Genomic DNA, 19,830 nt, shown 5'->3' with positions numbered 1-19,830 from the left:
GTTTCCCGCAGCGCCGGCGCAGGGCGCCATGTTCTAAGGTCCGCCACGCCTCGTTGTCTTTAGTCCTTGGCCCCGGCCGAAAAGAACAGACAGCGCCACTTGCAGACGATGGGCGGCGATGGCGCCGAATGGCCTGATCGTGGCCGCTAGCGGACTGACAGCTTGTGTGCGCCCATATTTCTATCTGCAGGGAGGCGGAGTTCGCTACTTTTGGTCTCCGCGGTCGCCGTGCCCAGGTTTCACTGCGGTCTTGGCCTTCTTCCGCACGTCCTGTGCCAGCGATTTCGAAACGTCGTCGGTTTTAGAAAAGCGCCCTTCGTTGTCGCGGCGTACATAGCGCTTGTCGCCCTTACTGGGCTCAATCAATTCGCGTTTGCGACTCATCGCCATCCTTTCGGTTCCGATTGAAACAACGCGGTGCATTCGATTTTGTTCAGTAGCGCCGGCCAAGCCGGAAGGCGAGGGGTCACCTCCCGGCCCATGCTCCTGCCGCAGGTTTGGCGGTGTGGGGGATCGCGGCAGGGTGGACACAATGCGCCTGAGGGGGCGGCCCGTCCAATTACGTTGGAAGGAGCAATACAAACAGCACTATCTGAACGATCGGTACGGAGAACCACCGCCGCGCCCTCCCCTTGCGCTCAAGGTCAGGCCGATCTTTGCTCATGCGGATTGGCTGCCTTCATGTGGCGCGGCCACGCCGAATGAGGGTCGGTCAGCGTGTGATGGACGAAACCTAGCTTTTTGTCCGGCCGGCCAACTGCGCGGCATTTCGGGCAGTATGTGTAGGGTCGAAGGTCCTTGTCGAGACAGCCGTGATCCATGCCCGACCCGTCGGGCGAGCCGAATGCTTCGCAGTGAACGGATACCTCGTCGCCCAACGCGAGCATCTTGCCGATCGTGTCGACAGAAAGAGGTAGGGATTCTCGCCTTATGCTCACATGGGCACGGAATGCCTTCCCGGCAGCCTGTGAAATTTCAAGATGGAAGGCAGCGCTTGATCCCTCACTCTGGCTTGCGGTGAGCCGTGTAACCAACCATGGGAACACCGGCAAAAGCTTTCACGACCGACTTCGCGCCAGAGCGGGTGATCTTATCCATCATTCACCCTTGTCGATTGCGGCTCCTTCATCTGTCAGATGTAGGGCACTGCAGACCTCGGATACCGCAGCCCTCCCTGCCTGGGCCGCCCCCGCGCCTAGCATGGAAAAAGCAGCGCCGGGGTGATGGCGCAGCAGGACGCCAAAAGCCCGAAGGATCGCGCTCGACGTTATCCGCTGCAGGGCGGTGTCTTTATGGCTGCGCAGAAGCCAGCGTTCCATCGGGCGAGGCAATCCGCTGCGAGCCGGATAGCCCTTCTTACGTGAACCCCTTACTAGTTCACCGCCGCCCTTTTTGGGCGTTTCGAGTGCCCAGTTGCAGCCTTCTGTGTCGCGGGGAGGAAGGTGTGGGCCGCGCCGCGTACCACGTCGATCATCGCATTAGCCGCACTCTGCGCGGCCTCGACAGCCAGACTGGCCGCCTGTGCACCCTTCTTGGCGCCCTTCTTCGCACCCTTCTTGCCCGCTGCCGCAAGATTTCTCATCGCCAACTTCCAGGCAATGCGCTCGCCGGACGGGCGCTACCGGACCGCGCCGCTACGGGCGCTATGGGACATGGATAAAATCCACAAGGGCGGGTTCTACCATGACGGCCGGTTCGCCACGCTCGGCGACGTCGTCAAGCACTACGATGGTCATCTCCGGCTTGATCTCACCGAACAGGAGAAGAGCAACCTCATCGAATATCTTAAGTCGATTTGAGCGGCATCCGACCACCGCGGGCACGCTGCAACGGTCCCGGCAGGCACTGGAACAGACGGCAAGCCTGCGGCAACTGGGCGCCGAGCTGTTGCCGGCACATCTTCTGGGCAAGCTGCCCAAGAGCAGTCGCGGCAAGGACATCCACGTCGAAACCACTATGGGTGACCTGCTCGCCGGCCTGACCGGAGATGCTTGCTTCGCAGCAGTGAAGTGCCTCGATCTCGGTTCGCACGGCGAACCGAACGTCGAACTGCTCGAGCGCACCTAACCGAACAAGTTAGAGTAACAGGGCAATTGCAGCAAAAACCATGCTGATCATTGCAACGATGAGCGTTGTATCGCTGAACCAAGTGTTGCGCCGTTGAAGTTCCGCGCGCGCTATCAAAGCAAATGTGGCTTCATCGAGATGCGCAATCTCAATCAACTCGGCGTCGGAGAGTTTCCTAGCCTGCGCATTCATTTCGGATGGAGTTCCGTGCAGCTTATCCATCTGCCTTTGACCAGACCGTTCCAACCCAGTGCTCTGATGTAAAAAATGCTGCGGGTGCGCCTATTCAATCCAAGCCTAACATGCATCCTCGCAATTGCAACTCATTTGCAAAAAAGGGCGCCGCGAAAAAATGCCGGGGGCATTCACAGGCTTCGGGAACTGCCAGCACGTGCCAGGGTTGGTCGTCATGAAGGAGGGACATGGCATCATATCGATCGCGAACCATCAAACAAGAACCTTCGTGGACTGTTCACGTGCCGTGCCGGATGAGTCTCGTCGATCCGGAACGCGATCCGATCGAATTATAGGAATCAGCATGCAAAGCTCTACGCTGAACGGGCGTTTGCAATCATTCGCCTTCAGTCCTGCGCTTATTGAGCGCATTTGCTGACGTTCGCACGGGGACTGTCTTCCGCAGCCTTTCAGAAACGCTGATGGTGCATCCTCTAGATGCGATGCTCAAGTGGATCCAACGGCATGGGGCACGAACAATTCGCTGTTTTGCCATCGGTTCCCGCGGCACGGCCGCGCCGGGCGCCACTCAAAACGTGAGACTTTCAGTTAAAAAGGGGATTGCCAGTTGCGGACGCGGTGGGCCGGATTGCAAGGACGAGTTCAAGCCTGTTCCTGGCTCGCAATTTCTGCATGAGGATCGTCATGTAGTGCTTTATCGTTTTTTCGCTCAGGCCAAGATTGCGCGCCATTTCCCTGTTGGTCTGACCCTTGAGCAAGAGGCTGGCGATCTGCTCTTCCCTTACATTGAGCGCTTTTGCCGGCGCAGCCGTCTCGCGCGCCGCTGCGGCCGTTCTCAGCGCGGAAATAACTTTGGTGGCGATGTTTTGGCTTATAAAAGTTTCTCCGCTAAGCACGGCCTTGACTGCGTGCAGGAGTTCCTCCGCGGTACTGGTGGAGGAGACATAGCCTACAGCGCCCGCGTCGAGCGCACGTACCGCATGGTCGATGCTGATTGCGGATGTGAAGACCATGACCTTTGTCTGCGGGCTTTGCCGCGCAATGACGGCTATCTTATCGATTCCACGATCCGGTCCCTCGGAGTCCAGGACGATGAGATCGGGGTGCCGCCGCACGATCATGTCGACCGTTTCCGAAGTTGGAAGGCCGAGTTCAAGCAAAACAAGAGAATCATTCCCCGCGAAGATGCGAAGGAGACCTTCAAGCATTATTGGCTGGTGGTTTATAAGCGCGACTGTTTTGCCTGTCTGCAAGTTGATAACTCCCACGCGCCGCAGTGAAAGAAATATACTTGCAGGAATTTTCATGCAACATCGACCTAATGGCGGATGTTTACTTGCAAGTACCTCTTTTGTACGTGTCCACCAGGGTGGCGGCGCATCTCGAAGGAATTTGCACGACGCGCGTGATGTCACGGCGCCGGCCGCAGCAACGATCCATTCGCGTCGGCTCAGTCAGATTGCTGATGTAAACGACAGGCCGGCTTCCCGGGCGTAGTGCAACATGTGGGCGCTGACACGAAAAAGGAGATGCATGGCCTGTCCGCTTGGTGCTGACGAGGGTCAGTCATTCGCGGCGCTGGAATTCAGGCACCGTTTCCGGCGAGGGGGATTTTGATCAGAATCATGGCGCCGTTGTCGTCGGCGGAGATGATTTCCAAGCTGCCTCCGAAGGCATCGACACGGTTTCTGATTCCGTCGAGGCCAAGCGGCTTCCTTGTCTGGTCGGTCGCGGACCTCGCGGCAAAGCCTGGGCCACTGTCGCTAATCGACACCGTTATGATCTGGCGATCGTCAATTGCCGCTTCAACTTTTTGCCCCAAGCCAGCACCATGACGGAAGGCATTGTTGAGCGCCTCCTGTACGACGCGGTAGAGGCAAATTTTCAACGGATGGGCAACTTGCATCGACAGGTTTGTATAACGCTCCGCGACTGCGGTTCCGGTTGCGCTGCGGTGACGCTGAACGGCAAGCCGAAGCGCGGATTCGAGGGGAACGGTCTCAATTTCCGGCAAGACAAGACCGCTCGAGATTTCGCGGAGCTCATCGAGGACATGTTTTGCCAGCCGCTGAACAGAGCCGGCGTCGCTCGGCCTGAGAAGGAGGGCGCTTAGCACCTGGACGGGGCCGTCATGAATATCGGCGCCGATCCTGTTCAAGACACTTTCGTTCGATTTGCTCGCGTCCATTCGGGCCAGCTCGGCCGCCTGGCGCAGCTTGTCGTTTTGATCCGACAATGCTTGTGATGCGTCTAGTTGCCTATGAAGCAAATACCGTTGACGCACGATGAGGTCGTTGGCGCTTCGAACGATCAAATACAACAGCCCTGCCATCATGGCGGTCATCGCGCCGACGATCACCCAGGTGGAACGAGTGGATCGAGAAAGCGCTGCGATCATGCCTCCGGCTTTTTCGTAAAACTCACCCACAGCGATTACCTGGGAGCTGTCTTCTTTGTAAATCGGGGCATAGACCTCCAGAAGCGGATAGTTTTTTATCATTTGACCGGCATGTTCTTTGTCCGGACTCTGCTCTATCTTTGAAGAAACCTTTCCCGCAAAGCCTGCATCCACCTCGCTTGAAGGCATTTTTTTCCCGATCAGCGACTTGTCCGTGCTGTATGCGATCGTTCCATCCCGAAGCCAAATCTTCATGCCCTCGACCCGGTGCGCCAGACCGGTGTTGTCGAGAAGATCGTCGAGCAAATCGGCTTTGCCATCGGACAGTGCTGTTCGCCCGTCGGACAATTCCTGGACATGGGCAGCCAGAAAACCTTCCATGTAAAGGGCGCCGGCATCGGCACGGGCATGAACGTAGCTGGAAGTGATGCGGGCGCTCATCCACTGACCGAGAACTACCATCAAACAGCAGACGACCAGCACGGCCGTGGCGAGGAATTGCGTTTTGGGACTGAGACTTCGCCAAGTGCTTGCCGGGGTCCATCGAGAGGCCTCCGGAACCTGCCTTGTAGACTCCACGCTTTCGCCTGAGGGGTAAGTGCCCGTGAGCAGTTCAGCGTCTGTTTGTGCTTTCCGCAGTTGCTGTCCTCGGAGTAGCGTTGCACAAGCTAGTTGTGACGGACCGCAAGCATCAGAAATTTACAGGTCGCGGTCAAGGCGGGGGAAGTTCATAAGACTGGCTGCTTGGTACCATGGTCCGACTATTTATCAGACCAAAGTCAGATCATGCAGATACCAATGGGTTATATTCCTCTCTCCTAAAGTTGCTCAAGTAGCTCGACTTCCGCCCATACGCCGACCCCGGTCAAAGTTGCATCATGCTTGGAAGGAAGTCCCGGGGCATGCGCCTCGTCGCGGCCGGAACCTCCGAAAGAACATCGCGTCGTCTCGACTCGAATGCGAGCGAAGGATGATGGCGAGCGTGCGTTACGCAACCGCTACTCTGCTCTCTTGAGCCGAACGCCTTGGGAGCCAGCATAGCCAACCACTGGGGAGCAGAAAATGGTCAAGTACATCCGTTCGGATCTGGACTTCATCCTCGAGCAGATCAAGATTTCTGAAGCCCATGCGGCCGGTACGCCGCTCAGCGATCTCATCCCGGCGCCGAATCTAAGCTTCGGGCTGCGGACAGTGGATGGCACGTACAACAACCTGCTTCCCGGGCGGGAGAACTGGGGCGCGGCCGACAACGAGTTTCCCTCGCTGCTGGACCCGAATTATCGTCCCGCGACCCCGGTTGATATGAATGGACCGGCGCCGGGCGGTGTGACGGCTTCGTCTTACAACCCCTCCAACAATCCGGGCAACATCGTCGTCGACGGCAGCCTGCGCACGATTTCGAACCTGATCGTCGACCAGACGCTGGACAACCCTGCCGCCATCATGGTCGCGCTTGAACGCGCCGGCGTTGCGGGCGACCCGCTTGTGATCGCGGCAACCATCAAGGCGGAGTACCAGACCGTCAAGCCGTTCATCGAGGCGGCGGAGGACGCCAACCTCGCCAACATCAATGCGCAACGCACACTGGTCTCGGCGCAGCAAGCGCATGACACGAACCCCACACCGGAAACCCAGGCGGCCCTGGATGCCGCCATCGCCGCCGCCGCGCAGACACAGGCCGATGCCGATGCTGCCAATGCAGCGTTGGCCATTGAGCGCGTCGAGCTCGACGGGATGCTGACGGCCAATGGCATCGAAATGGACGGCGACAATATCAAGCTGACCAATATTGCACCGGACGAAGGCCTTTCGGCCTCCTTCAACTCGTGGTTCACGCTGTTCGGCCAGTTCTTCGACCATGGCCTCGATCTCGTCGCCAAGGGCAACAGCGGCACGGTGTTCGTGCCGCTTCAGCCCGACGATCCGCTTTACGATCCGACGAGCCCCACCAACTTCATGGTTCTGACGCGCGCGACGGTGCTGTCGCCCGGTGTTGACGGCGTTGCCGGCACCGCAGACGACCATGCGCTTCCACTCAACACGACGACATCGTTCGTCGATCAAAACCAGACCTACACGTCGCACGCGTCGCACCAGGTTTTCCTGCGCGAATATACGCTGGTCAACGGGCGGCCGGAGGCCACGGGCGCGTTGCTCGACGGTGCAAATGGCGGCTTGCCGACCTGGGGAGAGATCAAGGCTCAGGCGCGTGACATTCTGGGCATCGATCTGACCGATTACCACGTGGGCAATTTGCCTCTGCTGGCGACCGACGCCTACGGCAAATTCATTCCCGATCCGATAACCGGCTTCCCGCAAGTCGTTATGCTCGGCGTACCGGCCGGCTCGCCACCGACGCTGCAGTCGGGCACCGTGGCGAATCCGCTGGAACTGGTCGACGCAACGAACCCGGCGGCCGCCGTGCACCTTGCCGTGCGGACTGGGCATGCCTTCCTGGACGATATTGCGCATACGGCTGTGCCGATCGGCAAGATCGCCGACGGCGACACCGAGATCGGGCTTGGCAATCCCGGCAATGGCAGCACCGAGTATGACAACGAATTGCTCGACTCCCACTTCGTGACGGGCGACGGGCGCGGCAACGAAAACATCGGCCTGACCGCCGTCCACCATGTGTTTCACTCCGAACACAACCGGTTGATGGAACACACGAAGGACGTTGTGATCGATACCGGCGATCTCGACTTCATCAACGAATGGCTCGACGTCGCAATCACGGAGTTGCCGACCACTCCCGCAGCACTTGCCGCGCTCGACTGGAATGGCGAGCGTCTGTTCCAGGCGGCGAAGTTCGGCACGGAGATGCAGTACCAGCACCTTGTCTTCGAGGAGTTCGCCCGAAAGATCCAGCCGAACGTCAACGTGTTCCTGGTTCCTGACGGTTACGACGTGACGATCAACCCGAGCATCGTCGCCGAATTCGCCCATGTGGTTTATCGCTTCGGGCATTCGATGCTCACAGAATCCATCGATCGCTTCGATCCGCAGTTCAATGACGAATCGATTGGCCTGATCGAGGGCTTCCTCAATCCGATCGAATTCGCCTCACTGGGCTCCGAAGAAATGGCGGGCTCGATTATCCGCGGCATGACGCGCCAGGTCGGTAACGAGATCGACGAATTCGTCACCAGCGCCTTGCGCAACAACTTGCTCGGCCTGCCTCTCGACCTCGCGACGATCAATCTGGCCCGCGGCCGCGACACCGGTGTGCCCTCGCTCAACGCAGCACGGCGCGAATTCTACGAAGTGACCAACAACGACGCGATCCTGAAGCCTTATGAAAGCTGGATCGACTATGCCGGGCATCTCAAGAACGAAGCCTCGATCATCAACTTCATCGCCGCTTACGGCACACACGCACTGATCACCGGGCAAACCACCATCGAAGGTAAGCGCGATGCCGCGTTGACCATCATCACCGGTGTTTCGGTTGGCGGTCTCGCGGTTCCGGCGGATGCCGAAGACTTCCTCAATGGCCTCGGCGCATACGCGGCAGATCTCGGCGGCCTCGAGAACGTCGACCTGTGGATCGGCGGTCTCGCCGAACAGATCACGCCGTTTGGCGGCATGCTTGGCTCCACGTTCAACTTCGTGTTCGAAACAACGATGGAGAAACTGCAGAACGGCGACCGCTTCTACTACCTGCAACGGCTAGACGGGCTGCATCTCTTCAGCGAGATGGAAGCCAACTCCTTTGCCGCCATGATCATGCGGAACACCGACGCGACCCACCTGCCGTCGGACGTGTTTTCGACCCCGGGCCTCATTCTGGAGATCGACCGCACCAGGCAGTACAATCCAGGCCTCGGCGAAACCGCCGGCGCCGACGGTATCTTGGTCGACGACCCGACCACCACTCTGGTCGACGAGTCGGCAGACAACCTAGGCAACGACCCAACGGGTGGCTCGATCCTGACGCCTCTTGTGATCCGTAACAATCCCGGGACCGCCGGGCCCGACACCAACTACCTGCGCTACACCGGCGGCGACCACGTCGTGCTGGGCGGCACCGATCCCGGCAGCGCGGTCAACCCGTCCGGCAATGACATCCTGATTGCCGGCATCGGCGACGACACGCTGTTTGGCGACGGCGGCAACGACAAGCTTGAAGGAGGCCACGGCAACGACATCATCAATGCCGGCGACGGCGACGACATCGTTACCGATGTAGGCGGTGACGACAACATCAAGGCCGGAGAAGGCCATGACGCCGTCCAGGCCGGTCCGGGCCTAGACCTTGTACTTGGCGGCGCGGGCCAGGACTTTATCGTCCTTGGTACCGACATGGGTTCGGAAGTGTTCGGCGGCGAAGGCAACGACTTCATCTTCGGCAACAAGAACGCCGAGCGCATTCTCGGCAATGAGGGTGACGACTGGCTAGAAACCGGTACCTTCGATGGCGCGCCTGGCGACAACTTCGACGAAATCTTCGCCCGCGACGGTGTGCGCGGCAATGACGTCTTCCTGGGCGATGGCGGCTTCGACGAATTCATCGGCGAAGGCGGTGACGATATCATGGTTGGCAGCCCTGGCCGCGGCAAAATGGCCGGAATGTCCGGCTACGACTGGGTTACATACAAGGATAACCTGACCGGCGTGAACGCGGATCTGTCTATTCCGATTATTTTCGACGAATTTCCAACACTGCCGCCGAACGCCTCGCAAGACGCCTTCGAGTCTATGGAGGGACTTTCGGGCTCGGCATTCGACGACATGCTGACGGGTTCCGAGGTAACAGCAGCGGAGCGGCTGCCGGCCAACCAAGGCGGAACGGAAGGTATCGCTGGAAGCGCCCTCGACACCGAAGGTATTGCCCTGATCAACGGCTTACAAGCCCTGCTGGGAGCTGGGGTGACGTCGTTCAGCGAAGGCGACATCATCCTCGGCGGCGACGGCAGCGACAGGATTGCGGGCCTCGCTGGCGATGACATCATCGACGGCGACAAGTGGCTCGACGTACAGATCGGCGTTTACGCGCCCGGCGATACCGGACACACCGGCGCGCCGCTTGAACTTCACGAGAGCATGACGGCACTGTCATCCCGGATTTTCTCGGGCGCGATCAATCCCGGTCAGCTCGGAATCGTACGGCGGATTGTAACGGCAGACGGCGCCGGCGATATGGACACCGCAGTCTTCTCGGGTAACCAGGACGAGTACGTTTTTGGTACGGATGCGTTCGGACGCATGACTGTGTCGCACGTAGGCGGAACTCAAATAGACGGCACCGACACCATCATAAACATCGAACAGCTTCAGTTCGCTGACGGGTTCGTCAGCCTGGTCAACGATCCGGCGACCGGGGCACCGGCCATCAGTGATACGACCCCGACCGAAGGCTCGCAACTGACGGCTTCTGTCGGAACGCTTGCCGATGCGAATGGCTTCAATCCTGCAAACGTCACCTGGCAATGGCAAGTCGAGACGGGAGTGGGAACCGGTCTCTTTACCAACATCGCCGGCGCGACAAATGCCAATTTCACGCCAGGTCAAGCCCAGGTTAACAGGCAAGTCCGAGTGGTCGCGAACTTCCTCGACAACCGTGGCTTTGCCGAGAGCGTGGCCTCTGCGGCCACCATCGTTGTCGGCGATTTGGTGACGGGGCTCGCAGGGGCCGAAATCATCGTCGGCACCGAAGGTCAGGACAATCTGTCTGGTGCTGGAGGCAACGATACCATCAGCGGCCTTGGCGGTAACGACACGCTAAATGGCGGTGACGGTGACGACACCTTGGACGGTGGCGCTGGCAACGATACCATGACTGGCGGCAACGGAAACGACACCTTCGTTGTCGACAGCGCCCTGGACGTCGTCAATGAAGGCACCGGTGGAGCCAGCGGCATCGACACAGTGCAGACCACTTTGGCCAGCTACACACTGAGCGCCAACCTCGAGAACCTGACCAAGCTCGGCGGGGGCAACTTCAACGGCACCGGCAACAACGGAGCGAATGTGTTGACCGGCGGCACCGGCAACAACACCCTGAACGGGCTGGGCGGCAACGACACGCTGAACGGCATGGGCGGCAGCGACACGCTCAACGGCGGCGATGGCAACGATACGCTGAATGGCGGCGACGGGGTCGACACGCTGAACGGCGGCAACAACGATGATGTCCTCGACGGCGGCGCTGGAAACGACGGTATGGCCGGCGGCGCCGGCAACGACACCTATATCGCCGGTACTGGGGATGTGATCATCGAGAACCTGAACGCCGGCACCGATACAGTGCAAACCGTGCTCGGCAATTATACACTCGGTGCCAACGTTGAGAACCTGACAAAAACCGGTCCCGGTATCTTTAACGGCACAGGCAACGCGCTCGCCAACATCATCATCGGCGGCGGTCTGAACGATACCTTGTCCGGCCTCGCTGGGGACGACCGTCTCGACGGTGGTCTGGGCAACGACACCATGATCGGCGGCGCCGACAACGACACCTATGTCGTCAACGCAGCAGGCGACGTCGTGACGGAAGCGGCGGGCGCCGGTACGGATACTGTCCAAACAACGCTCGCATCCTACACATTGAGCGCCAATTTGGAGAACCTGAGCTACACCGGCGCCGGCACCTTTACCGGAACGGGCAACGGTTCAGGCAACGTCATCACTGGCGGCGGATTGAACGACAGCCTGAATGGCCTGGCGGGCAACGATACGTTGAACGGCGGCAACGGAGACGACACGTTCCTCGCCCAGAACGCGGACGGCAATGACGCTTACAACGGCGGAGCTGGCACCGACACCTTGAACATGTCCGCGGTAACCGGCGCAACTTCGGTCAATTTCGCGACCGGCGCCGTGACGGGAGCCGGAACCGACACGATCAACTCGGTCGAAAACGTGATCGGCGGAGCCGGGGTGAATACGTTCACTGCGAGCAATACTGCAGGTGTCGTCAACACCATGACCGGCGGCGGCGGAAACGACGTGTTTGTCTTCGGCACCAATGCCGCTGCCAATGGCGACGTGATCACCGACTTCCAGGCGGGCGACCGCGTGGACCTGTCTGGCATCGACGCCAACTCGGTTACCGGAGGCAACAACGCCTTTACGACGCTGCTCCAGGGCAATGTGGCGTTTGGCGCCCAAGCTGTTTTGCGCACCTACCAGTCGGGTGGCAACACAGTCATCGAGGGCAACAACGACGGCGACACCGCGGCCGACTTCTCGGTCACGCTGTCCGGAAACGTGGCGCTTACTCTGGGTGGAAGCTTTATCGCTTAGGCAACGAAGGGGACCGGCCGCGGTTGCGGCCGGCCCCCGATCACTTCCATCAGCCATTCTGGGGGCGGGTAAATGCCGAAAGAACAGCCAAAATCGATTGCGCGCCGACGCAGCGTTGAATCCATCACCAAGGAATTCCGCGGCATCGGCCTTTTCCTTTTCCTCACCTCTGGCCTCATCAACGTCCTGGCGTTGACCGGGGCGTTTTATATGCTGCAGATCTACGATCGCGCGCTGACCAGCGGCAGCATCCCGACATTGGTCGCCCTGTCCATCCTCGCGATCGGCCTGTATCTTTTTCAGGGTGTGTTCGACGTAATCCGGTCGCAAGTCCTTGTCAGGGTCGGAGCGCGTCTGGACAAACGCCTCGCCCCGCTTGCGCACCAGGTTGCGGTCGACATGCCCCGCTACGGGTTCTCGAACGCGGAGTCGCTCGAGCGTGGGCGCGATGTCGACGTGGTCCGCAGCTTTCTCGGCTCGCAGGGACCGATGGCTCTTTTCGACCTTCCATGGGTCCCGATCTATCTGATCTTCGCCTATTTCCTGCATCCGATGCTGGGGGCCCTGACGTTCGGCGGGGCCTTCGTGCTTGCGCTGATGACAGTGGCTGCCGAACTGTTGCTCAGGCGGCTCTCCAGCCATGCGCAGCAGTCTGGCGTGAGCCGCGGCGCCATCGCAGACTCCAACACCCGTAACTCCGAAATCCTGAAAGCCATGGGCTTCGCCGACAGGGCCGTCACGCGCTTCGAGGTGGCCAACAGCGAGCATCTCGCCCTTCAGACCCGCTCCAGCGACATCAACGGCACATTCGGGGCCATTTCGCGGGTGCTGCGCATGATCCTGCAATCAGCGATCCTTGGACTTGGCGCATACCTGACAATCATCGGTGAGCTTTCCGCCGGCGCAATCATCGCATCGTCGATTGCCTCGTCACGGGCGCTGGCCCCAATCGATCTTGCCATCACCAACTGGAAGGGCGTCGTCGGCGCGCGGCATTCCTTCAGACGGCTGGTCGATACGGTAACGGCACTGAACGAAACACCGAAGCCGATGGTGCTTCCCACACCCAAGTCGACGCTCACCGTCGACAAGATGACGGTCGTTGCGCCAGCCTCGGGACGCATTCTGCTGAGCGACGTTACCTTCGAACTCAAGGCGGGCCAGGCGCTTGGCGTCATCGGACCAAGCGCCAGCGGCAAGACAACCTTCGTCAGGGCAATCACAGGCGTCTGGCCGGTGCTTCGTGGCAGTGTGCGCTTGGACGGTGCTGAGATGGGACAATGGGAAGATACCGCGATCGGCAAGTTCATCGGCTACCTGCCGCAGGATGTCAGTCTGCTCGATGCAACAATCGAGGAAAACATTTCCCGTTATGCCGAAAAGCCGGACCCCATGGGCGTGATCTCCGCCGCCCGCGCCGCGGGTGTCCATGAGATGATCGTTCATCTTCCGGAGGGATATCACACCCATATCGGTCCTTCCGGCATGGTGCTTTCCGCGGGGCAGCGACAGCGAATCGGGCTTGCGCGCGCGCTCTATAACGACCCTTTCCTGGTTGTCATGGACGAACCCAACTCCAACCTCGATGGCGAGGGCGAGGCTGCCCTAACCGAAGCCATCCGAGGCATCCGCGCTCGCGGCGGCATCGCCATCATTATTGCCCATCGTCCGAGCGCGCTTGCCGCCGTCGACCTCGTTGCCGTGATCCAGAACGGCAAAATGGCCGCGTTCGGCTCGAAATCCGAGATCCTGGCGCCCCAGCCAGTCAATGGACGCCCCGACGTTCGGCCAATGGCTGCAAACACTGCCCGCCAGGGAGCAATGTCATGATCGAAGTTACCGGTCTTCAACAGCAGAAAGAACCTGCCGATCCTCGTTCGGCGCGCCGTTTCGCATTCGAATCCGCCGAGACCCTGTCGAAGCTACCGATGTACATTGCGCTGCTTTTGACGGGCATCGCGGTCTATTTCAAAAGCGCGATGCCGGCGCGAGCCGAGGCTTCGCCCGAGGTCGCCCCGGAACCCGGTCCGTTCGAGGACGAGAGCGGTGCTGCTCCAGTCGACTTCGGCCGGTTGACCGCGGTGCGTCCAGATGCGGTGGCGTCAGCTGAAGAGGACCGCGAGCGGCCAGAACGGCTGGAACCGCTGGATTTTTTTGCCCAAGCCCCATCGCGTGGGAACGTCATCGACTTCCCGTCTCCAATGAAACTGATAAGGGTCGGAACCAACCCGTTCGGTCTCGACACCTTGCCGCCGATAGAAGCTGCGTCGCAATTTTTTGGGTCGAACTACACCGCGGCGGCCCATGTCTCATCCGCCAGGAAGACCGCCGAGCCGTCCACCCAGCCCGAAGACGAAAGTGACGACCTGCTTGCACGTCTGCTGGAATCTATGAGTGGCGGAAAGGACAGCGAGACACCCACGCCAAGCTCCAGCCAGACCGGCAACAACCCCGATCCCGTCGATCCCATCGATCGCGATCCCGGGCCCGTCACCAACAATCCTGATCCTGATACCGAAACCGACGGAGGAGATCCGGAAGAGCCTCGGCGCGGCAACCGCGCACCCACCGTGGGCGGCCAGAACCGCCTCAACGACGTAATGATGGCGCAGGTTGTTCTGATCGGACTGAGCGAATTGCTGATGAACGCTGAAGATGCCGACGGCGACGAACTCACCGTCACCGACGTTTCAGTGTCCAGTGGCAGTGTAGTCGCGCACGAAGCCTTCTGGATTTACACGCCACAGCCCGGCCATCTCGGCGAGGTGAGGGTTACGTATTCTGTTTCCGACGGACTGGAAACTGTGGCCCATTCGGCGAACTTCAATGTCGTTGACACGATCCCGATCATCCCTCGCGGAACGGCGACCCTTGGAGACGACTGGCTTGTTGGCACCGCGGATGCGGACGTCTTTGACGGGTTGGCGGGCCATGACACTATCGAGACGCTGGAGGGAAATGACGTCATTCGCGCGGGAGATGGTAACGACACGCTCAACGCGGGAAGCGGCGATGATATCGTGTTCGCCGGCGGCGGCAACGATGCGGTGAATGCAGGGGACGGCAACGACGAAGTGCATGGCGAAGAAGGCGACGACACGCTGTTCGGCGAAGCAGGCGACGACACGCTCGACGGTGATGCAGGTGATGACCAGATTTCAGGCGGTTCCGGCGACGATATGGCCAGAGGCGGCGCCGGACGCGACATCGTGCAAGGCGACGATGGCCAAGACACTCTGCACGGCGGCGACGGCGGCGACATGCTGGCTGGCGGCGACGGCGACGATGATATCGCTGGTGACGCTGACGACGACACCCTCTATGGCGACGCCGGTAACGATGCCTTGGACGGTGGAGAGGGCGACGATTCACTTTTTGGCGGCGACGGCGATGACAGTGTCTTGGCGAGCCTGGGCGCTGACTTTGTCGAAGGCGGCGCCGGACGCGACATCGTGCAGGGCGAAGACGGCAACGATTCCCTCCATGGCGGCGCCGACGACGATATCGTGTCCGGCGGTCAGGGCGACGACACAGTTGCCGGTGATGAAGGGCAGGATACGCTTTACGGCGACGCCGGAAACGACGTGCTGGACGGCGGCGACGGTGACGATTCGATCTTTGCGGGCGATGGCGCCGACACCGTCGCGGGGGATGATGGATCCGACTATATCGACAGCGAGGATGGGGACGATGTCATCGACGCGGGCGCCGGGGTTGACATTGTTTTTGCCGGTAGCGGCAACGACGAGATCGCGGGAGGCGATGGCGCCGATGTCATCGACGCTGGAGATGGAGCCGACACGGTGTCTGCAGGAAGCGACAACGACCTCATCATCGTAACACTGGACGCCGACGGCGACGTCTATAACGGGGGCGATGGGGTCGATGCGCTGGACATGTCGCAGACAAATTCGGGCGTGGCTGTCGATCTGATCAACGGTACGGTGTCGAGTGCAGAAATCGGCACCGATGTCGTCTCGGGGTTCGAAAGGATCATCGGCGGCTTCGGGAACGATACATTCCAGGCCGGCGGACAGTCCACCACTTTTGCCGGCGCGGCAGGCAACGACACCTTCACGTTTGCAATGTCAGCAACCAGCGGCATAGCGGCCGGTCAGCTGGTCCATGAAATCATTGATTTCATGGTGGGCGACCGCGTGATGGTCGAGCAGTTCGAGATTTCCGATACAGCGCGGGATGCGGCGGAAGATCTCTTCTCACGCGTTTACGATGGGCAAAGCAACGGCGGTAGCGCTGTGCCGATCCGCATCCGATACGAGCGGTTCGACGACATGGATCATACGGTGATCGATGTCGACTTCGATCTGAACAACGAATTTGAAATGTCGATCGACATCTACGGGCACCACACGCCGTATGTCTACAACACCGTCGCGTAACCTGGAGGGCATGGCATGTCCGGACAATTCAAAACTGCGGGCGGGTTCGGCCTTCGCTCGCGCGTCGTCTGCGGAGCTGTTTTCGGTGCTCTCCTGGTCGGCGGTTGCGGCGCGTGGGCTGCCACCAGCAGGCTTTCCGGAGCGGTGATCGCGCAGGGTGTGCTGCGGGTCGACGAGCATGTCAAAGTTGTTCAGCATCGTGATGGTGGCATAGTCACGGCCATTGCCGTACGCGAAGGCGACGCGGTCAAGCAAGGGGACGTGCTGATCAGCCTCGACGGCGTACAGGCACGCGCCGAACTGGCGATCATTCGCTCGCAGCTCGACGAACTTGCCGGCAGGCGTGCTCGCCTCGTTTCGCAACGCGAGGGAAACGAGTCTATAATATTCCCAAAAGGCTTCGCCGATGACTCTCCGGAGAAAAACCTCATCGCCATGGGAGAGCTTCAGCTCTTCAAGCGGGATCTTCAGAACCGGATCCGGATGAAGGAGCAATTGAAACTGCAAGCCGACCAGCTCGACCAGGAAGTGGCAGGTCTGGCGTCGCAACTTTCGGCCCTTAACGAAGAGATCGCGTTGGTCGAAAAGGAACATGCAAAAATCGAGGGGCTTTCCGGCCAGGGATTGGTCGAGGGATCGCGCCTGTACACAATCAGCCGCGACCTGGCCCGTATGACGGGTCAGCGCGGAGAGATCGAGGCAAGCCGGGCGCGGGCGGCAGCGAAAGGCAGCGAAATCCAGCTCCAGATCATCGGGATAGAGCAAACAGCGAGAACGGAAGCGCAGCGGGAATTGCGCAGCGTCGACGCTACTATGTCCGAACTCAAGGAGCGATATACCGCGACGGAGGACCGTTTGATCCGCACCGAAATTCGAGCCCCGATCAGCGGCATTGTCAACGAGTTGAAAGTGCATACAGTCGGCGGCGTGGTTAGTCCGGCCGAAACGCTCGTCACGCTGGTGCCACACAACGCTCATCTGAAGATCGAAGTTCGTCTGCGCACCGTCGATGTCGACCAGATCGGCCTCGGTCAGAAGGCGAAGTTGCGATTTTCGGCATTCAACCAGCGGACAACCCCGGAAGTCGAGGGCCGAGTCGATCATATATCCGCCGCTGCACAACACGATCCGCGAAGCGGCGACGCCTTCTACATTGGCGATGTCGAGATCGTTGGCGACTTGACACGTATCGGCCGCCAGTCTCTCCTCCCTGGCATGCCAGTGGAGGTATTTGTGGAAACCGAGGAAGTCACTGCCATCAGTTACCTGGTTAAACCTTTCACTGACCAGATGGCACGTGCCTTCAGGGAAGAGTAGGTCGCAGATGATTCCCAGTCGACGGTTGTTAGCAGGAAAGACGGCAACGTGAAGCCCATCACTGTCGCATTGATTGACGATCATCCGCTGGTGGTCGATGGCTTGACCCGGGTCTTCGAGCAGGACGGCGATTTCAAGGTGGTTGCCAAAGGGGTTTCGGCGGACGAGGCGGTCATCCTTGCCGAACAGCACCTCCCGGCGATCGTGTTGATGGATCTCAGTATGCCCGGCGACGCATTCGAGGCCATCACGGAGATCGTACGGGCACCCGCCGAGGCCAAAGTGGTCGTTTTTACAGCCTTTCCTAACATAGATCTTGCACTTCGGGCGCTGGAAGCAGGAGCAAGTGGTTACATTCTGAAAGGCAGCCCCGCACACGAGCTTTTGAGGGGGGTCCGAGCAGTTCACCAGGGCGAAACATACATAACCGAAGGTTTTGCTTCCAAGGTCATCACCGCCCTACGTAGTGCAGCTGTCAAAGCCATCGCTTCTCAACCCGTCAAACTCGGTTTTCGCGAACAGCAAATCGTGGCGCATTTGGTAAAGGGGCACACGAACAAGGAAATTGCTGCCGACCTGGGTTTGAGCGAGCAGACGGTAAAGCGCCACATGACGCTGATTATGCAGAAGCTTCACGTCCGCAACCGCGTTGAAGTCGCGATGGTGGCGCAAAAATTGGGTGGAGAAAAAGACCCCTTCGGCCCCACAGCAGTATCGAGGTGAAAATGCAATCAGCGGCGAATTGAATTGGCCGACTGGTTCCGTGTTTTTCAAAAGCGCGTCGTTTGCGGAGAAGCGACGACTCTCATGCGTGATGCGCGCCTGTCCGATGTTGCGAACGTTAGCTTCTTTTCGCGCTCTTTTCGTCCATCCTGCGTATCCTCCGCTTTCGACGAGAATCGCGCGACGCAGCTAATGCAGGGATAACGGCCCGTCGATTGGGGCCGACGGGCTACTGTCGCAGAACGGTAGCGACATGGCTTGGGCCTTCGCTCGCGACAACCGTCGCCACCGCCGATGACGGAATGGCAACCGCGAAACCACCCGAATTCTCAGCCGTGGAGGTCGGTGACTGTGGTGTGTCTGTCAATTGTTGGTCAGAAGCCGCCGCTCAAGCGATGCGAAGTCTGAAGTAATCGGACACGATTGCAGGTTCGCGTACCACCCGGGGATTTTGGCGCTGTTCAATTTGGCGATCGACAGCAGTTGCGTGGCTGCGATTTTCGCTGCTCAGCAATTTCCGAGCAAGTTGTCCTCAGACGTATGCAGGGTGGTTCCAGATGCGCCGCTCCGGACCCTTCCCGGACCTTGCCGCCGAAAGAAAATTGCAGACGAATCCTGAATCCAAACCACACCTTGGACGCCGTCCTGCCGCGGGCCCGCTCCAATCAAAAGGAAAAATATGATGTCGCTGTGCCTGCGGTCACAGCTAATTGGATTTTACATCTCTAATAAGGGGAGCTGTGAGATCGCTCTTGCCCGTCGAGCAGGATAAAGAGGCTATGGTGGACCACCTTGGTTTCTTCAATGAAAGACTGGCTGCTCGACGCGCTGTTTGGTCGCTGCCGGGGTTTAGCATAAGTCCCACTGGCGGGATTCAGAAACGAATTTTTGATATATTACTCGCTTCTCTATTTCTTGTAATACTTTCACCTTTGTTTCTCTTTGCAGCTCTCGCTATTAAATTATGCGATCGTGGTCCTGTCTTTTTTACCCATACGCGAATCGGTTTCTTGGGTTGTCCGTTCGGATGCCTGAAATTCCGAACAATGGCTATCGATGCAGATGAGAGGTTGGCTGCATATTTGGCAGCCGATGAAGAATTCGCCGCCGAATGGGCCACCAAGCGCAAACTGAAAGCCGACCCGCGCTTGATCAGAATTGGCGCCGCCTTACGCCGGTCGAGCATCGATGAGCTACCACAGCTGATCAATATATTGCGCGGTGAGATGAGCTTGGTCGGACCCAGACCGATCGTAGCCGACGAGCTTGCCTACTACGGGGCAAGCGCCGAACTTTACCTCGGCGCTCGACCTGGCTTGACGGGCGCCTGGCAAGTCGGAGGTCGCAGCGACACCTCCTACGAGATGCGCGTCCAAATGGACAAGAATTATTGTCTAGATTGGTCGATGTTAGGAGATGTTGCTATAATAATTAAAACTATCCCTGTAGTTTTTCTCGCACGTGGATCCTATTGATAGTGGA

Annotated in this window: 13 protein-coding genes; 8 read left to right on the top strand and 5 right to left on the bottom strand. The window is 59.4% G+C overall.

The genetic code is table 11. The annotated features are described in order from the left end of the window. Positions 1–204 precede the first annotated feature (204 nt). Together F3H98_RS26510 and F3H98_RS31310 are read right to left on the bottom strand one after the other, a co-directional pair. Positions 205–390, bottom strand: a complete 186-nt coding sequence (locus F3H98_RS26510; RefSeq protein WP_244621916.1) for a hypothetical protein — start codon at positions 388–390, stop codon at positions 205–207. A 982-nt stretch (positions 391–1,372) separates the two neighbouring features. Continuing rightward, positions 1,373–1,582 (bottom strand): hypothetical protein, encoded by a 210-nt coding sequence (locus F3H98_RS31310; protein WP_188130580.1) that lies wholly within the window; start codon positions 1,580–1,582, stop codon positions 1,373–1,375. Positions 1,583–1,652: 70 nt separating this feature from the next. Between F3H98_RS31310 and F3H98_RS26505 the strand changes: the two genes are divergently transcribed. Further along, on the top strand, positions 1,653–1,799 hold the full coding sequence (locus F3H98_RS26505; protein WP_244621915.1) for a hypothetical protein: 147 nt from the start codon (positions 1,653–1,655) through the stop codon (positions 1,797–1,799). A gap of 88 nt (positions 1,800–1,887) precedes the next feature. Continuing rightward, the gene (locus F3H98_RS31590; RefSeq protein ID WP_210249712.1) at positions 1,888–2,067 is read left to right on the top strand and encodes a hypothetical protein; all 180 of its coding nucleotides are present in this window, start codon (positions 1,888–1,890) and stop codon (positions 2,065–2,067) included. A 9-nt stretch (positions 2,068–2,076) separates the two neighbouring features. Here the strand turns inward: F3H98_RS31590 and F3H98_RS26495 are convergent, their stop codons facing one another. The 3 genes from F3H98_RS26495 to F3H98_RS26485 all read right to left on the bottom strand — a co-directional run bounded on the left by F3H98_RS26495 (position 2,077) and on the right by F3H98_RS26485 (position 5,101). Next, the gene (locus tag F3H98_RS26495) at positions 2,077–2,289 is read right to left on the bottom strand and encodes a hypothetical protein (RefSeq protein ID WP_149763397.1); all 213 of its coding nucleotides are present in this window, start codon (positions 2,287–2,289) and stop codon (positions 2,077–2,079) included. A 557-nt stretch (positions 2,290–2,846) separates the two neighbouring features. Then, the gene (locus F3H98_RS32620; protein ID WP_188130579.1) at positions 2,847–3,470 is read right to left on the bottom strand and encodes a LuxR C-terminal-related transcriptional regulator; all 624 of its coding nucleotides are present in this window, start codon (positions 3,468–3,470) and stop codon (positions 2,847–2,849) included. A gap of 377 nt (positions 3,471–3,847) precedes the next feature. Continuing rightward, positions 3,848–5,101 (bottom strand): sensor histidine kinase, encoded by a 1,254-nt coding sequence (locus F3H98_RS26485; protein WP_149763393.1) that lies wholly within the window; start codon positions 5,099–5,101, stop codon positions 3,848–3,850. 621 nt (positions 5,102–5,722) lie between these two features. On the opposite strand from F3H98_RS26485, the gene F3H98_RS26480 reads away from it, so the two are divergent. The 6 genes from F3H98_RS26480 to F3H98_RS26455 all read left to right on the top strand — a co-directional run bounded on the left by F3H98_RS26480 (position 5,723) and on the right by F3H98_RS26455 (position 19,823). Next, a complete protein-coding gene (locus F3H98_RS26480; RefSeq protein WP_149763391.1) occupies positions 5,723–11,908 on the top strand; it encodes a peroxidase family protein in 6,186 nt (2,061 codons plus the stop codon). Between the two features lie 72 nt (positions 11,909–11,980). Continuing rightward, positions 11,981–13,738, top strand: a complete 1,758-nt coding sequence (locus F3H98_RS26475; RefSeq protein ID WP_149763390.1) for a type I secretion system permease/ATPase — start codon at positions 11,981–11,983, stop codon at positions 13,736–13,738. A 251-nt stretch (positions 13,739–13,989) separates the two neighbouring features. Further along, the gene (locus F3H98_RS26470; protein ID WP_244621919.1) at positions 13,990–16,308 is read left to right on the top strand and encodes a calcium-binding protein; all 2,319 of its coding nucleotides are present in this window, start codon (positions 13,990–13,992) and stop codon (positions 16,306–16,308) included. Positions 16,309–16,323: 15 nt separating this feature from the next. Then, positions 16,324–17,625 carry an HlyD family type I secretion periplasmic adaptor subunit gene (locus tag F3H98_RS26465; protein WP_149763386.1) on the top strand — a complete coding sequence of 434 codons (1,302 nt, stop codon included), beginning with the start codon at positions 16,324–16,326 and terminating at the stop codon, positions 17,623–17,625. Positions 17,626–17,673: 48 nt separating this feature from the next. Then, on the top strand, positions 17,674–18,348 hold the full coding sequence (locus tag F3H98_RS26460) for a response regulator (RefSeq protein WP_149763384.1): 675 nt from the start codon (positions 17,674–17,676) through the stop codon (positions 18,346–18,348). Positions 18,349–19,100: 752 nt separating this feature from the next. Then, on the top strand, positions 19,101–19,823 hold the full coding sequence (locus F3H98_RS26455; RefSeq protein WP_244621913.1) for a sugar transferase: 723 nt from the start codon (positions 19,101–19,103) through the stop codon (positions 19,821–19,823). Positions 19,824–19,830 lie beyond the last annotated feature (7 nt).

Source organism: Neomesorhizobium albiziae (assembly GCF_900114255.1).
GTDB classification, from domain to species: domain Bacteria; phylum Pseudomonadota; class Alphaproteobacteria; order Rhizobiales; family Rhizobiaceae; genus Neomesorhizobium; species Neomesorhizobium albiziae.
The sequence above is the reverse complement of the archived record's forward strand: the minus strand, read 5'-3'. Positions and strand labels throughout refer to the sequence as shown.

Bases quoted from the DNA above. Each gene is read 5' to 3' on its own strand.
- F3H98_RS26510 (WP_244621916.1), bottom strand. From the start codon at position 390: ATGGCGATGAGTCGCAAACGCGAATTGATTGAGCCCAGTAAGGGCGAC.
- F3H98_RS31310 (WP_188130580.1), bottom strand. From the start codon at position 1,582: ATGAGAAATCTTGCGGCAGCGGGCAAGAAGGGTGCGAAGAAGGGCGCC.
- F3H98_RS26505 (WP_244621915.1), top strand. From the start codon at position 1,653: ATGGATAAAATCCACAAGGGCGGGTTCTACCATGACGGCCGGTTCGCC.
- F3H98_RS26495 (WP_149763397.1), bottom strand. From the start codon at position 2,289: ATGGATAAGCTGCACGGAACTCCATCCGAAATGAATGCGCAGGCTAGG.
- F3H98_RS32620 (WP_188130579.1), bottom strand. From the start codon at position 3,470: ATGCTTGAAGGTCTCCTTCGCATCTTCGCGGGGAATGATTCTCTTGTT.
- F3H98_RS26485 (WP_149763393.1), bottom strand. From the start codon at position 5,101: ATGAGCGCCCGCATCACTTCCAGCTACGTTCATGCCCGTGCCGATGCC.
- F3H98_RS26480 (WP_149763391.1), top strand. From the start codon at position 5,723: ATGGTCAAGTACATCCGTTCGGATCTGGACTTCATCCTCGAGCAGATC.
- F3H98_RS26475 (WP_149763390.1), top strand. From the start codon at position 11,981: ATGCCGAAAGAACAGCCAAAATCGATTGCGCGCCGACGCAGCGTTGAA.
- F3H98_RS26465 (WP_149763386.1), top strand. From the start codon at position 16,324: ATGTCCGGACAATTCAAAACTGCGGGCGGGTTCGGCCTTCGCTCGCGC.